This window comes from Myroides sp. C1519 (genome assembly GCF_038039755.1).
Lineage (GTDB): Bacteria > Bacteroidota > Bacteroidia > Flavobacteriales > Flavobacteriaceae > Flavobacterium > Flavobacterium phaeum_A.
The window spans coordinates 51,140-64,772 of the sequence record NZ_JBBPHM010000004.1 but is presented as its reverse complement, the minus strand read 5'-3'; the positions used below and the strand labels follow the sequence as shown (position 1 = coordinate 64,772).

At 33.6% G+C, this 13,633-nt stretch carries 12 protein-coding genes; 9 read left to right on the top strand and 3 right to left on the bottom strand.

Annotated elements, in window-relative coordinates:
* Positions 1 to 57 precede the first annotated feature (57 nt).
* From AABL81_RS03905 to AABL81_RS03880, 6 genes are all read left to right on the top strand, one after another.
* Positions 58 to 495, top strand: a complete 438-nt coding sequence (locus AABL81_RS03905; RefSeq protein ID WP_158210893.1) for a MarR family winged helix-turn-helix transcriptional regulator — start codon at positions 58 to 60, stop codon at positions 493 to 495.
* A gap of 52 nt (positions 496 to 547) precedes the next feature.
* Positions 548 to 2,953, top strand: a complete 2,406-nt coding sequence (locus AABL81_RS03900; protein WP_158210892.1) for a 3-hydroxyacyl-CoA dehydrogenase/enoyl-CoA hydratase family protein — start codon at positions 548 to 550, stop codon at positions 2,951 to 2,953.
* Positions 2,954 to 2,982: 29 nt separating this feature from the next.
* The gene (locus AABL81_RS03895) at positions 2,983 to 4,164 is read left to right on the top strand and encodes an acetyl-CoA C-acyltransferase (protein ID WP_158210891.1); all 1,182 of its coding nucleotides are present in this window, start codon (positions 2,983 to 2,985) and stop codon (positions 4,162 to 4,164) included.
* A 29-nt stretch (positions 4,165 to 4,193) separates the two neighbouring features.
* Positions 4,194 to 5,987 (top strand): acyl-CoA dehydrogenase family protein, encoded by a 1,794-nt coding sequence (locus tag AABL81_RS03890; protein WP_158210890.1) that lies wholly within the window; start codon positions 4,194 to 4,196, stop codon positions 5,985 to 5,987.
* 253 nt (positions 5,988 to 6,240) lie between these two features.
* Positions 6,241 to 6,609 carry a hypothetical protein gene (locus AABL81_RS03885; protein ID WP_158210889.1) on the top strand — a complete coding sequence of 123 codons (369 nt, stop codon included), beginning with the start codon at positions 6,241 to 6,243 and terminating at the stop codon, positions 6,607 to 6,609.
* 109 nt (positions 6,610 to 6,718) lie between these two features.
* Entirely contained in the window at positions 6,719 to 7,000 is a 282-nt protein-coding gene (locus AABL81_RS03880) for a DUF3817 domain-containing protein (RefSeq protein ID WP_158210888.1), read from the top strand.
* A gap of 10 nt (positions 7,001 to 7,010) precedes the next feature.
* Here AABL81_RS03880 and AABL81_RS03875 read toward each other — a convergent pair whose 3' ends face one another.
* Positions 7,011 to 7,445 (bottom strand): NUDIX hydrolase, encoded by a 435-nt coding sequence (locus tag AABL81_RS03875; RefSeq protein ID WP_341340386.1) that lies wholly within the window; start codon positions 7,443 to 7,445, stop codon positions 7,011 to 7,013.
* A 166-nt stretch (positions 7,446 to 7,611) separates the two neighbouring features.
* Here AABL81_RS03875 and AABL81_RS03870 point away from each other — a divergent pair, with 166 nt between their 5' ends.
* From AABL81_RS03870 to AABL81_RS03860, 3 genes are all read left to right on the top strand, one after another.
* On the top strand, positions 7,612 to 8,850 hold the full coding sequence (locus AABL81_RS03870) for an OmpA family protein (RefSeq protein ID WP_341340385.1): 1,239 nt from the start codon (positions 7,612 to 7,614) through the stop codon (positions 8,848 to 8,850).
* Between the two features lie 91 nt (positions 8,851 to 8,941).
* Positions 8,942 to 10,927: an excinuclease ABC subunit UvrB gene (uvrB, locus tag AABL81_RS03865; RefSeq protein WP_341340384.1), complete on the top strand. Its 1,986-nt coding sequence runs from the start codon at positions 8,942 to 8,944 to the stop codon at positions 10,925 to 10,927.
* A gap of 36 nt (positions 10,928 to 10,963) precedes the next feature.
* Positions 10,964 to 11,401 carry a DUF1456 family protein gene (locus AABL81_RS03860; RefSeq protein WP_158210884.1) on the top strand — a complete coding sequence of 146 codons (438 nt, stop codon included), beginning with the start codon at positions 10,964 to 10,966 and terminating at the stop codon, positions 11,399 to 11,401.
* Positions 11,402 to 11,664: 263 nt separating this feature from the next.
* On the opposite strand, the gene sucC is transcribed toward AABL81_RS03860, so the two are convergent.
* Both sucC and AABL81_RS03850 read right to left on the bottom strand, forming a co-directional pair.
* On the bottom strand, positions 11,665 to 12,858 hold the full coding sequence (gene sucC, locus AABL81_RS03855) for an ADP-forming succinate--CoA ligase subunit beta (protein WP_158210883.1): 1,194 nt from the start codon (positions 12,856 to 12,858) through the stop codon (positions 11,665 to 11,667).
* A gap of 146 nt (positions 12,859 to 13,004) precedes the next feature.
* Positions 13,005 to 13,625: an L-threonylcarbamoyladenylate synthase gene (locus AABL81_RS03850; protein WP_158210882.1), complete on the bottom strand. Its 621-nt coding sequence runs from the start codon at positions 13,623 to 13,625 to the stop codon at positions 13,005 to 13,007.
* Positions 13,626 to 13,633: the final 8 nt, after the last annotated feature.

The window sequence follows — 13,633 nt, the reverse complement described above, 5'->3', positions numbered from 1 at the left end:
GAAGAAATAGTATGCGTGCATACTATTTTTTTTTATATTTGATTTAATCAATAAGGTATGAAAAACAAAACTATAGATTACGTTTTGAGAGCAACGTGGCAAGCTGTGTCGAGAATGTACAATGAAGAGGCTGCTAAATATGATGCCAGTATGGCGCTTGCTTTTGCTTTATTAAGTATTGATAGAGAGGGTACTCCTTCTACCCTATTAGGTCCTAATATGGGAATGGAAGCTACGAGCTTAACGCGTACGCTTAAAAAGATGGAAGAAAAGGGTTTGATTACTAAAGAGAAAAATCCTAATGACGGACGTGGGGTCATTATTAAACTTACTCCACTCGGTCTTGAAAAAAGAGAACTATCAAGAGCCAAGGTTAAACGATTTAATGAAAAGATTAAATCACAGATCTCTGAAGAGAAGATTCGAAATTTTATTGAAGTTACAGATGTTATCAATCAACTGATTAACGACAAGAACATTTTTGAAGAAAAATAATCTTATCTTAAGGCTTGAAAATTAGACTATAAACCAAAGAATTATTTAAAGTATGAAACGTATTATTAAAAAAGTAGCGGTAGTGGGTTCTGGTGTTATGGGATCAGCTATTGCTTGTCACTTTGCTAATATTGGCTTAGAAGTGTTGCTTCTTGACATCTTGCCTCGTGAGTTAACTCCAGATGAGGAAAAGAAAGGCCTTACTTTAGAAAGTAAAGTTGTAAGAAATAGAATTGCTAATACGCACTTGGCAAATGCGTTGAAATCTAAACCGTCTCCTATTTACTTGCAGAAATTTGCTGAACGCATTTCTACTGGAAATATTGAAGATGATTTAGTAAAAATAAAAGATTGCGACTGGGTTATTGAAGTTGTAATTGAAAGATTAGACATTAAAAAGTCTGTTTTTGAGCAGATTGAAAAATATAGAAAACCAGGTTCATTAATTACTTCGAATACTTCTGGTATTCCTATGAACTTAATGGTTGAAGGTCGTTCTGAAGATTTCCAAAAACACTTCTGTGGAACACACTTCTTTAATCCTCCAAGATATTTACAATTGTTTGAAATTATTCCAGGACCACAAACGTCTCCTGAGGTTATTTCATTCTTCCAACGTTATTCAAGCTTATACTTAGGAAAAACTCCTGTATTGTGTAAAGATACTCCTGGGTTTATCGGTAACCGTGTAGGAGTTTACTCAATGGCTATGGTAATGCAATTGGCTCAAGAACTTGGATTAACTATTGAAGAAGCGGATACGTTAACAGGATCTATTTTAGGAAGACCAAAAACGGGTACGTTTAAATTAGGAGATTTAGTAGGGTTAGATACTGCTATTAATGTTACTACTGGTTTAAAACAAAATTGTCCTAACGATGCAATGATTCAAGAGATTAAAGACAGTAAGCCTTTAAACTTCTTATTAGAAAATAAATTCTTAGGAGATAAATCGCGTAAAGGATTCTATTACAAAGAGGTAGATAAAGAAGGGAAAACAAATCGTTTTGCTCTTGACCTTGAAAAATTAGAGTACAGACCTTTAGAGCGTGCTAAAATTACAGCAGTTGAAACGGCTAAGCAAGCAGGTGGTACAAAAGCTAAATTAGCTGTATTACTTGCGGATCAAGGAAAAGCAGGAGATTTAATTCGCAAGCACTTTGCTTCTCTTTTTGCTTATGTTTCACAACGCGTACCTGAAATTACAGATACCTTCTACCCTATTGATGATGCAATGCGTACTGGTTATGCGTGGAAATATGGTCCGTTCCAAACTTGGGATCTTGTAGGTCTTGAGAAAGGTATTGCAATTGTTGAAAAAGAAGGATATCAAGTTGCTGATTGGGTAAAAGAATTAGCAGCTACAGGAGCTAAAAGCTTCTATAAAGTTGAAAATGGTAAGAAGTTATTCTACAACCAAAATACAAAAGCATTTGAAGCAATTCCTGGTCAAGATGCATTCATTATTCTTGATAATATTAGAGCAACTAATAAAGTTTGGGGCAATAGTGAGGCTTCGTTAATTGACCTTGGAGATGGAATTGTGAACTTAGAGTTCCACTCTAAAATGAATACGATTGGTGGTGGTGTTTTAGCAGGATTAAACAAAGCTGTTGAAATTGCTGAAAAAGACTTCCAAGGATTAGTAGTTGGAAACCAAGGATCTAATTTCTCAGTTGGAGCTAACTTAATGATGATTTTTATGATGGCTGCGGAGCAAGATTACGATGAGTTAAACATCGCAATTAAAATGTTCCAAGATACTATGATGAAAATGCGTTACTCTGGTATTCCTGTTGTAGCGGCTCCACACGGAATGACTTTTGGTGGTGGATGTGAGTTGAGCTTACACGCTGATAAAGTTGTAGCGGCAGCTGAAACCTATATTGGATTAGTAGAGTTTGGAGTTGGTCTAATCCCAGGTGGTGGTGGTTCTAAAGAAATGACTGTTAGAGCAGCAGATCTTTACCGCAAAAACGACGTGGAGTTAAATACACTTCAAGAGCACTTCTTGACTATCGGAATGGCTAAAGTGGCTACTTCTGCACAAGAAGCGTATGACTTGAACATTTTACAAAGAGGAAAAGATATTGTAGTTGTAAATAAAGATTTACAATTAGCTCAAGCTAAACGCGAGGCTTTAGTGATGGCAGAAGCTGGTTATACACAACCTGTGAAACGTAAAGACATTAAAGTACTTGGACGTCAAGCATTGGGTATGTTCTTAGTAGGAACGGATAGTATGATGGCTGGTAAATACATTTCAGAACACGACCGTAAGATTGCTAATAAGTTAGCTTACGTAATGGCTGGAGGTGATTTATCTGAAGCTACATTGGTAACAGAACAATATTTACTTGACTTAGAAAGAGAGGCTTTCTTATCTCTATGTGGGGAACGTAAAACATTGGAAAGAATCCAATTTATGTTGAAAAATGGTAAACCATTGAGAAACTAATCTTTAATCTAATTTAAACTACTGAGAAAATGAAAACTGCATATATAGTACAAGGATATAGAACGGCTGTAGGTAAAGCACCAAGAGGTGTGTTCAGATTTAAAAGACCTGATGAACTTGCGGCTGAAACAATAGAGCACTTAATGAAATCATTACCTGAATTCGACAAAAGTCGCATTGACGATGTTATGGTAGGTAATGCTATGCCTGAGGCAGAACAAGGATTAAACATTGCTCGTTTAATCTCTTTAATGGGATTAAAAGTTGAGGATGTACCTGGTGTAACAGTAAACCGTTATTGTGCTTCAGGAATTGAAACAATTGGTATGGCTGTAGCTAAGATTCAAGCTGGAATGGCAGATTGTATCATTGCTGGAGGTGCTGAAAGTATGAGTTACATTCCTATGGGTGGGTACAAGCCTACTCCTGATTATGGTGTAGCTAAAGAAGGACACGAAGATTACTATTGGGGAATGGGACTTACTGCAGAAGCAGTAGCTAAACAATTCAATGTATCTCGTGCTGATCAAGATGAGTTTGCTTTTAACTCACATATGAAAGCTTTAAAAGCACAAGCAGATGGTAAGTTTGACAATCAAATTGTACCAATTACAGTGAATGAAGTATTTGTTAACGAAAAAGGAAAACGCGATACTAAATCATATACTGTTACTAAAGATGAAGGACCAAGAGCAGGTACGTCAGTTGAGGCATTAGCTAAATTACGTCCTGTATTTGCTGCTGATGGATCTGTAACAGCAGGTAACTCTTCGCAAACAAGTGATGGTGCTGCTTTTGTTATGATTATGTCTGAAGAAATGGTAAAAGAGTTAAACATTGAGCCAATTGCAAGAATGGTAAATTATGCAGCGGCTGGTGTAGAACCAAGAATTATGGGAATGGGTCCTGTTAAAGCTATTCCGAAAGTATTAAAACAAGCAGGATTACAAGTTAAGGATATTGATTTATTTGAATTAAATGAGGCTTTCGCTTCTCAATCATTAGCAGTAATTCGCGAATTAGATTTGAATCCAGAAATTATCAATGTAAACGGAGGTGCAATTGCACTTGGTCACCCACTTGGATGTACAGGAGCAAAACTATCTGTTCAATTATTTGATGAAATGAAACGCCGTGGTTCTAAATACGGTATGGTAACTATGTGTGTAGGTACTGGACAAGGAGCTGCAGGAATCTATGAATTGCTATAAAGACTATTAACCAATAACGAAATAAAACTATGAGTACAGATATCACAAGAGGAGGTCAATTCCTTGTAAAAGAAACTAAATACGAGAATGTTTTTACACCAGAAGATTTTTCTGAAGAGCAAGTAATGATGCGTGAGTCAGTAAAGGAATTTATTGACAAAGAAATATGGCCAAACAAAGAGCGTTTTGAGAAAAAAGATTACGCTTTTACAGAATCAAGTATGCGTAAAGCAGGAGAACTTGGTCTTTTAGGAGTAGCTGTTCCAGAAGCTTACGGAGGATTAGGAATGGGATTCATTTCAACAATGTTAGTTTGTGATTACATTTCTGGAGCTACAGGGTCTTTCTCTACTGCTTTTGGTGCACATACTGGTATTGGAACAATGCCTATTACACTTTATGGTAACGAAGAACAAAAGAATAAATACGTTCCTAAGTTAGCTTCAGGAGAATGGTTTGGTGCATACTGTTTAACAGAGCCAGATGCAGGATCAGATGCAAACTCAGGAAAAACAAAAGCTGTTTTGTCTGAAGATGGTAAGTACTACTCTATCACAGGACAAAAAATGTGGATTTCTAATGCTGGATTCTGTAATTTATTCATCGTATTTGCACGCATTGAAGATGATAAAAACATTACAGGTTTTATCGTTGAAAACGATCCAAGTAACGGGATTACTTTGGGAGAAGAAGAACACAAATTAGGAATTAGAGCTTCTTCTACTCGTCAAGTATTCTTCAGCGAAACGAAAGTTCCTGTTGAAAATATGTTGTCTGAAAGAGGAAATGGTTTCAAAATTGCTATGAATGCTTTAAACGTTGGTCGTATTAAACTTGCAGCAGCTTGTTTAGACTCACAACGTCGTTTAATTACGCAATCAGTTCAATATGCTAATGAGCGTATTCAGTTTAAAACACCTATTTCATCTTTTGGTGCAATCCGTACTAAATTAGCTGAAATGGCAACAAATGCTTATGTAGGTGAAGCGGCTTCATATAGAGCAGCAGCAAGTATTGAAGAGCGTATTAATCAACGTATAGCAGAAGGTAATACACACCAAGATGCAGAATTAAAAGGAGTTGAAGAGTTCGCTATTGAGTGTTCTATTCTTAAGGTAGCTGTTTCAGAAGACGTACAATCTTGTGCTGATGAAGGAATCCAAATCTTTGGAGGTATGGGGTTCTCAGAAGATACACCAATGGAAAGCGCTTGGAGAGATGCTCGTATTGCTCGTATTTATGAAGGTACGAACGAGATCAACCGTATGTTAGCAGTTGGTATGTTAATCAAGAAAGCAATGAAAGGACACGTTGATTTATTAGGACCTGCAATGCAAGTAGCTGATGAGTTAATGAGTATTCCAAGTTTCGATACACCTGATTATTCTGAATTATTTGCAGAAGAAAAAGAGCTTATCGAGAAATTGAAAAAAGCATTCTTAATGGTTGCTGGTAGTGCAGTTCAGAAATACGGACCAGATTTAGATAAGCACCAAGCTTTACTAATGGCTGCATCTGATATGATGATCGAAATCTATATGGCAGAAAGTGCTATTCTTAGAACAGAGAAGCTTGCTAAAGTAAAAGGGCAAGAAAATATTAAAGAAGAAATTGCAATGGCTCAGTTATACTTATACCACGCTGTTGATATTATTGCTGAGAAAGGAAAAGAAGGAATTGCTTCTTTTGCTGAAGGTGATGAACAACGTGTTATGTTAATGGGACTACGCAGATTTACAAAATATGTGAATCTACCAAATGTGAATGCATTGAGAGAAACAATCGCAAGCAAATTGGTAGACGCAAACGAATATGTTTTCTAATAAGGAAACAAACAGTTTGGTTTAGTTTGTTTGAAAAAACCGCTTCTATTCTTCGGAAAAGGGCGGTTTTTCTTTTTTATAGGTATTTAAATAATCAATTTTGACTTATAATTGATCTCTTTTTATGTGTTAAATACTTAATATTAAAGCGATTAGTTATTTTTAAATAAAATAAATCACGTTTTGTTTTCTTATAATAGGTTAAAAAGATTATTTTTGTGCTATAATTTTTTATACTTAAAAGATATTTACTGTGGAAAACGCAAATGCTTTAAAATTGATTAAAAAGATCCAATCGGATTTAATTGCTGATGGACTTGTTGTAGAAAATATTGTTCCGGATTTACAAAAACTAAGAGAATTCGCTTTATTAGAAGAGAAACCGGTTTTAGTAAAATCTATTCGTTTAACTTACGAGCATATTCAAAATAACAATGCTTTTTTGATTGCTATTCCATCAGATGAGGCTATAGAGGAAACTGAAGGAGTTGTTGCAGAAGTTGCAGCTGCTAAAAATGATTTAGAAAGTTTACAATACCTTTTATCTCTATATAAAGATATTAACAACAAACATAACATCGAAGATTTGAGAGATTACAACACAAGATTGCAAGCTTTCTAATTAAAAATGTTAATCATAACAAAAAAAGCCTATCAGATTACCTGATAGGCTTTTTTTGTTCTAATATAAAATCTATATTAGCCACTCAAAACTCGTAAATTAATTAAAAATGCTTAAATCATTTAAAATTATTGCTCTACTTGAGGGTATTTCTCTTTTAGTATTACTATTTATAGCAATGCCTTTAAAATATTTTATGGATATGCCTGCAATGGTAAGTAAAGTTGGAATGGCACATGGTGTTTTATTTATACTTTATATTGTAATGGCAACTGTTCTTAAAAGTGATGAGAAATGGAGCTGGAAGAAATACGGTCTGATTTGTGTAGCTTCAGTTATTCCATTTGGTACTTTTATCATGGAAAACAAGTTATTAAACTCTAAAGCATAAAAAAATAAGCCTATACAGGCTTATTTTTTTTTCTTATATCTATTGCATCAGCAATGATTTCAGCATGATCGAAAGCTAATTCAGGTAAGTTATCTATACTAAACCATTTAAGCTCTTTAGCATCATCTGCTGCCTTTCCAATCACCTCTTCCCCTACTTCACCATAATAAGCTACACTAATAGTATGAGATCTTGGATCTCTAAAAGGTGTACCATAAGCTTTTGTTTGAGTAAGTTCTTGACAAGGTATTGATGTTTCTTCAAGTAATTCCCTACTGGCAGCTATCATTAGATCCTCATTTTCATCAACAAATCCACCAGGTAAAGCCCAATAATCACGAAATGGCTCGTTTTTGCGTTTTATTAAAAGTATTTCTAAATCCTTTATCTTTTCTTTAAATAAGATCACATCTACAGTGACAAAAATCTTAGAGGTATATTTCATCTTAGTCCTTTTTAATTTTACGTATTTATAGTAAAAACGTTGTATTTTGAAATAAAAGTATGAATTTTTCTGATATTTCAAAAGTTTAGATTATATTTGCTCCTTAAGCGATTAGTAAAGACTTGGTTACTTAAAATCAAGTTTAGTGGAAATTAAAAATACAACTATGAAAAAATTAACATTACCGTTATTGGCTTCTGTATTAGCTTTTGGTGTAGCTAATGCTCAAGACAAACCTTACAACAAATGGTCTATTGACTTAAATGGTGGTTTTGCTAAACCTGCAAGAACTTTAACTTCAGGTTATACAGGTGAAACTTTCGAAAACATGCACTTAGATGGTGGTGTACGTTACAGTTTAAATAACAAATTCGGAGTTAAAGCTTCTTTTGGATATGACAAATTAGATAGCTGGACAAACGATGCAGATTTAAACACTAACTACTACAGAACAAGTGTTGAAGGAGTTGTAAACTTAGGTAGAGTTCTTAACTTCGAAAACTGGACTAAAGTATTAAACGTTCAAGCTCACGCAGGGGGAGGTTTCTCTTGGATGAATGGAGACAGATTTACAGGTACAGATAACATGGGACACATTATGGCTGGTTTAACTGGACAAGTTAAATTACACAGACGTGTTGCTTTAAACGCTGATTTTACATTCGTACAAAACGTTCAACAAAACCAAAACTTTGACGGATTAAGTAAAACAAACCGTTCAAACTTCCAAGGTACAATGATGAACGCAACAGTTGGTATCTCTGTTTATTTAGGTAAACATGCTCAACACGCTGACTGGTATGCTGAAGCAGCTCAAGAGAACAACTTATTATCTGAGTTAGACGGAAGATTATCTAAAGTAGAAGGAATGCTTGTTGACTCTGACGGAGACGGTGTTGCTGATTACTTAGATTTAGAACCAAACACTCCAGCAGGAGCATTAGTTGATTCAAGAGGTAGAAATATCGACAAAAACAACAATGGTATTGCTGATAACATTGAAGCATTTATCGCTGAGAAATATGGTAACGCTGAGAAACCAGTTAGCTCTGATGACGCTGCAATGATTAAAGAACTTATCAATAAAGGATACGTTGCTGTATACTTTGACTTTGATAAATCTCAACCAACTTCAGTTGATGGAATTAACTTCATCGTTAACTACATGAAAAATAACCCATCTGCTTCTGTAGAAGTTTTAGGATATGCTGATGCTGTAGGAAACAAATCTTACAACAATACATTATCTGCAAAACGTGCTAACGCAGTTAAAGATATCTTAGTTAAAGCTGGTGTTGCTGCTTCTAAAGTATCTGCTACAGGTAACGGAATTGACGACGCAGTTTCTAAAGATTCAGCTGCAGCTCGTAAGATTGCAAGAAAAGTTATTTTCAAAATTAACTAATTAGATTATAACTAATATTATACTAAAGCGCAAGATTATTCTTGCGCTTTTTTCATTTAAATAAGTAACTTTGTATAAGTTATTATTTAGTATGGTATTCAAAATAAATTCAGAATATTCTCCTACTGGAGATCAACCTGAAGCAATTAAAAAATTAAGTCAAGGGGTTAAAGCTAATGAACAGTTTCAAACTCTTGTAGGTGTAACAGGTTCAGGTAAAACTTTTACTGTTGCTAATGTGATTCAAGAGGTGCAACGTCCTACTCTTGTCTTAGCACATAACAAAACTTTAGCTGCTCAGCTATATACAGAATTTAAAAACTTCTTCCCAAATAATGCTGTTGAGTATTTTGTGTCTTACTATGACTATTATCAACCAGAAGCATTTATTCCTGTAACCGGACAATATATTGAAAAAGATTTATCAATAAATGAAGAATTAGAAAAGATGCGTCTTAGTACCACTTCTGCCCTATTGTCTGGCAGAAGAGATATTCTTGTTGTTGCATCTGTATCTTGTCTTTATGGTATTGGTAATCCGATTGAATTTCAAAAAAATGTTATTACTATTGAATTAGATCAAGAGATTTCTCGTACTCAGTTACTTCATAAACTTGTACAAAGTTTATACTCACGTACAGAAGCAGACTTTAGCCCGGGGAATTTTAGAATCAAAGGAGATATTATTGAGATATTTCCAAGCTACGCTGATAATCCATTCCGTATCCATTTCTTCGGAGATGAAATTGAAGACATTGAAGTTTTTAATGCAACTGACTCACAAGTCATAGAGAAGTTTACTAAACTTACAATCTACCCTGCTAATATGTTTGTTACATCTCCTGATGTTTTGCAAAATGCAATATGGGAAATACAACAAGACATGGTTAAACAAGTAGAATATTTCAAAGAAATAGGAAAACATTTAGAGGCTAAAAGATTAGAGGAAAGAACTAACTTTGATTTAGAAATGATTAGGGAACTTGGTTATTGTTCTGGAATTGAAAATTATTCTCGCTACTTAGATGGTAGAGATCCTGGAACAAGACCTTTCTGTTTGTTAGATTATTTCCCTGATGATTATTTAATGGTTGTTGATGAAAGTCACGTTACCATTTCACAAGTACATGCAATGTATGGTGGTGATAGATCAAGAAAAGAGAACCTTGTTGAGTATGGATTTAGATTACCTGCTGCTTTAGATAATAGACCTTTGAAATTTGAAGAGTTTGAGTCTATGCAAAATCAGGTTATTTATGTTTCTGCGACTCCAGCTGATTATGAATTACAAAAGTCCGAAGGTGTAGTAGTTGAACAATTAATTAGACCTACTGGTTTATTAGACCCTATAATAGAGTTAAGACCTTCTGAAAATCAAATAGATGATCTTATTGAAGAGATTCAGCAAAGAGTAGAAGTTGATGAGAGAACTTTGGTCACAACTCTAACTAAAAGAATGGCTGAAGAACTTGCTAAATATTTTACAAGAGTTGGTATTAGATGTAGGTATATACACTCTGATATTGATACACTTGAAAGAGTTGAAATCATGCAAGATTTAAGAAAGGGATTATTTGATGTATTAATTGGAGTCAATCTTTTGAGAGAGGGACTTGATTTACCTGAAGTATCTTTAGTTGCTATATTAGATGCTGATAAAGAAGGCTTCTTAAGAAGTCATAGGTCTTTGACTCAGACTGTTGGACGTGCTGCTCGTAATGTTAATGGTAAAGCTATTATGTATGCTGATAAAATAACGGCAAGTATGCAAAAGACTATTGATGAGACTGCTTATCGCAGGGAAAAGCAAATGATTTATAACAAAAATCATAACAAAGTACCTACTGCTCTTAATAAAAAAATAACAAGTGAGTTGGTTAAAAACTCTTATGATGAGATTCAACAAGAATCTATTTTAAAAGCTGCTGAAGAATCTATAAAATATAAATCAAAAGCTGATATTGAAAAAATGATACGTGATAAGAGGAAAGCAATGGAAAAAGCCGCTAAAGATTTAGATTTTATTAATGCAGCTAAACTTAGAGATGAAATAAAAGCTTTAAAAGATAAACTTTAGACTTTTTAATTTACCTTTGCCAAAATAAGAATTAAGATGACGAATAACGATATTTTTAAAAAATTACGTGTTGCATTGCAACTTAGAGATGATCAAATTGTTGAAATACTTGAATTAGTTGACTTTCGTATGTCAAAGGGTGAAATAGGTAATTTCTTTAGAAATGAGGATCATCCTAAATACGTTGAATGTGGAGATCAGGTTTTAAGAAATTTTTTAAATGCTTTAGTTATTTATTTACGAGGAACTAAAGAAGAACCAAAAAATCCTATGGAGGTTTTAGGAACGCATAAAAAAGATTTTAAGAAAGAAAGTTCTGATAAAGTAAAAACTTCTGCTCCTAAACAAAAAACAGAAAATAAAACTTATTCTAAGAAAATGAATGATTCTTCAAAAGCCAAGAGCTTTAATAAAAAGAAGAATGATTCTCCTTTTGCAGGAATAAAGTTTAATAATGGTAAAAAGAACAAATAGTTTTATAATAATAGAAGGGTATTCAGTATTTGAGTACCCTTTTATATTTTAAACAAGTTTAGTTTATTTATAATATGTACAACCTTCTGAGAATTGAATATTTAATTATTATATGTACTGATGGTCAAATATTGAAATTATAAGCAAGTACTATAATTGATAAATCAAATAATAGAATAAGTGTTAACTCAGGATTTAATAACTAAAAAAGCCAGATATATAAAATATCTGGCTTTTTTTGTATATATATGTTAATCTTTAGATTAAGATAATGCAGCTTTAACTTGATCAGCAGCTTCTTGGAAAGCAACTGCAGATAAGATTGGCATACCTGATTCATCGATTAATTCTTTTGCTAATTCAGCATTTGTTCCTTGTAAACGAACGATAATTGGAACATTGATATCATCTCCCATGTTTTTGTATGCATCAACAACACCTTGAGCAACACGGTCACAACGAACGATTCCTCCGAAGATATTAATTAAAATAGCTTTTACGTTTGGATCTTTTAAGATAATACGGAAAGCTGTTTCAACACGTTTAGCATCAGCAGTACCTCCTACGTCTAAGAAGTTAGCAGGTTCAAAACCAGCATACTTAATTAAGTCCATAGTCGCCATAGCTAATCCAGCACCGTTAACCATACATCCAACTGTACCATCTAAATCAACATAGTTTAATCCAGCAGCATTTGCTTCAACTTCGATTGGTCTCTCTTCAGAAAAATCTCTGTATTCAGCATATGTTTTTTGTCTGTATAATGCGTTGTCATCTAAAGTAACTTTAGCATCTACAGCTAAAATTTTATCATCAGATGTTTTTAATACTGGGTTAATTTCGAACATTGAAGAATCACTTCCAATGTATGCTCTGTATAAAGCATCTACGAATTTAACCATTTCTTTGAATGCATTTCCTGATAATCCTAAGTTGAAAGCGATTCTTCTTGCTTGGAATCCTTGTAATCCTACAGCAGGGTCAATTTCTTCTTTGAAAATTAAGTGTGGAGTTTTTTCAGCAACGTCTTCAATATCCATTCCACCTTCAGTAGAATACATAATCATATTACGTCCTTTAGCTCTATCTAATAATACAGACATGTAAAATTCAGATGTTTCGCTTTCTCCTGGATAGTATACATCTTCTGCAACTAACACACGGTTAACTCTTTTACCAGCAGGTGGTGTTTGTGGAGTAATTAAATCCATCCCGATAATTTTACCAGCGATTTCTTTAACTTCTTCTAAGTTTTTAGCCAACTTAACTCCTCCTCCTTTACCTCTTCCTCCAGCATGGATTTGAGCTTTGATTACATACCAACTTGTACCAGTTTCGTCTGTAAGTTGTTTTGCTTTTTCAACTGCCTCTTCTGCGTTGTTAGCTACTAATCCACGTTGTACTCTTACACCGTAGCTAGCTAATATTTCTTTACCTTGAAATTCATGTAAATTCATAGTGTGATACGTTTAGCTTTTAATATAAACAGTTACAAAAATAATAATTCAGTTTGAATTCCCCTAATTTTATTCAGGTTATATGATATATAACTGCGATTTAACTTTATTAATTGAACAAATTTATTACTTATCAGTATATTATCTTAAAATATATCTATTGATCCTTTTCCTTCTCTAATAATTTCTGGCTCAGAACCAGATAAATCAATTACTGTTGAAGCTTCATTATTACCATAACCTCCATCAATAACTAAATCAACTGTATTTTGCCATTTTTCATAGATAAGTTCAGGATCTGTTGTGTATTCTAATATCGCATCCTCATCGTAAATAGATGTTGAAACGATAGGATTCCCTAATTTCTTTACAATTTCACGTGCTATATTATTATCAGGTACACGAATACCAACTGTTTTTTTCTTTTTAAAATCTTTTGGCAAGTCATTATTACCAGGTAAAATAAAGGTATATGGACCTGGTAAAGCTTTTTTAAGAATCTTAAATGTTGCTGTATCAATTTGTTTAACATAATCAGATATATTACTCAAATCATAACATATAAAAGAGAAATTAGCTTTCTCAAGTTTTATACCCTTGATTTTAGCAATTTTCTCTAATGCTTTAGAATTTGTAATATCACAGCCTAACCCATAAACTGTATCAGTAGGGTAAATAACTAAACCTCCTTCTCTCAAGATCTTGACAACTCTGTCAATCTCTTTTTCATTCGGATTTTCTGGATATATTTTAATTAACTGTGACATTTCTTTAT

Bases quoted from the DNA above. Each gene is read 5' to 3' on its own strand.
- AABL81_RS03850 (WP_158210882.1), bottom strand. From the start codon at position 13,625: ATGTCACAGTTAATTAAAATATATCCAGAAAATCCGAATGAAAAAGAG.
- AABL81_RS03905 (WP_158210893.1), top strand. From the start codon at position 58: ATGAAAAACAAAACTATAGATTACGTTTTGAGAGCAACGTGGCAAGCT.
- AABL81_RS03860 (WP_158210884.1), top strand. From the start codon at position 10,964: ATGACGAATAACGATATTTTTAAAAAATTACGTGTTGCATTGCAACTT.
- AABL81_RS03895 (WP_158210891.1), top strand. From the start codon at position 2,983: ATGAAAACTGCATATATAGTACAAGGATATAGAACGGCTGTAGGTAAA.
- AABL81_RS03880 (WP_158210888.1), top strand. From the start codon at position 6,719: ATGCTTAAATCATTTAAAATTATTGCTCTACTTGAGGGTATTTCTCTT.
- AABL81_RS03875 (WP_341340386.1), bottom strand. From the start codon at position 7,445: ATGAAATATACCTCTAAGATTTTTGTCACTGTAGATGTGATCTTATTT.
- sucC (WP_158210883.1), bottom strand. From the start codon at position 12,858: ATGAATTTACATGAATTTCAAGGTAAAGAAATATTAGCTAGCTACGGT.
- AABL81_RS03890 (WP_158210890.1), top strand. From the start codon at position 4,194: ATGAGTACAGATATCACAAGAGGAGGTCAATTCCTTGTAAAAGAAACT.
- uvrB (WP_341340384.1), top strand. From the start codon at position 8,942: ATGGTATTCAAAATAAATTCAGAATATTCTCCTACTGGAGATCAACCT.
- AABL81_RS03900 (WP_158210892.1), top strand. From the start codon at position 548: ATGAAACGTATTATTAAAAAAGTAGCGGTAGTGGGTTCTGGTGTTATG.
- AABL81_RS03870 (WP_341340385.1), top strand. From the start codon at position 7,612: ATGAAAAAATTAACATTACCGTTATTGGCTTCTGTATTAGCTTTTGGT.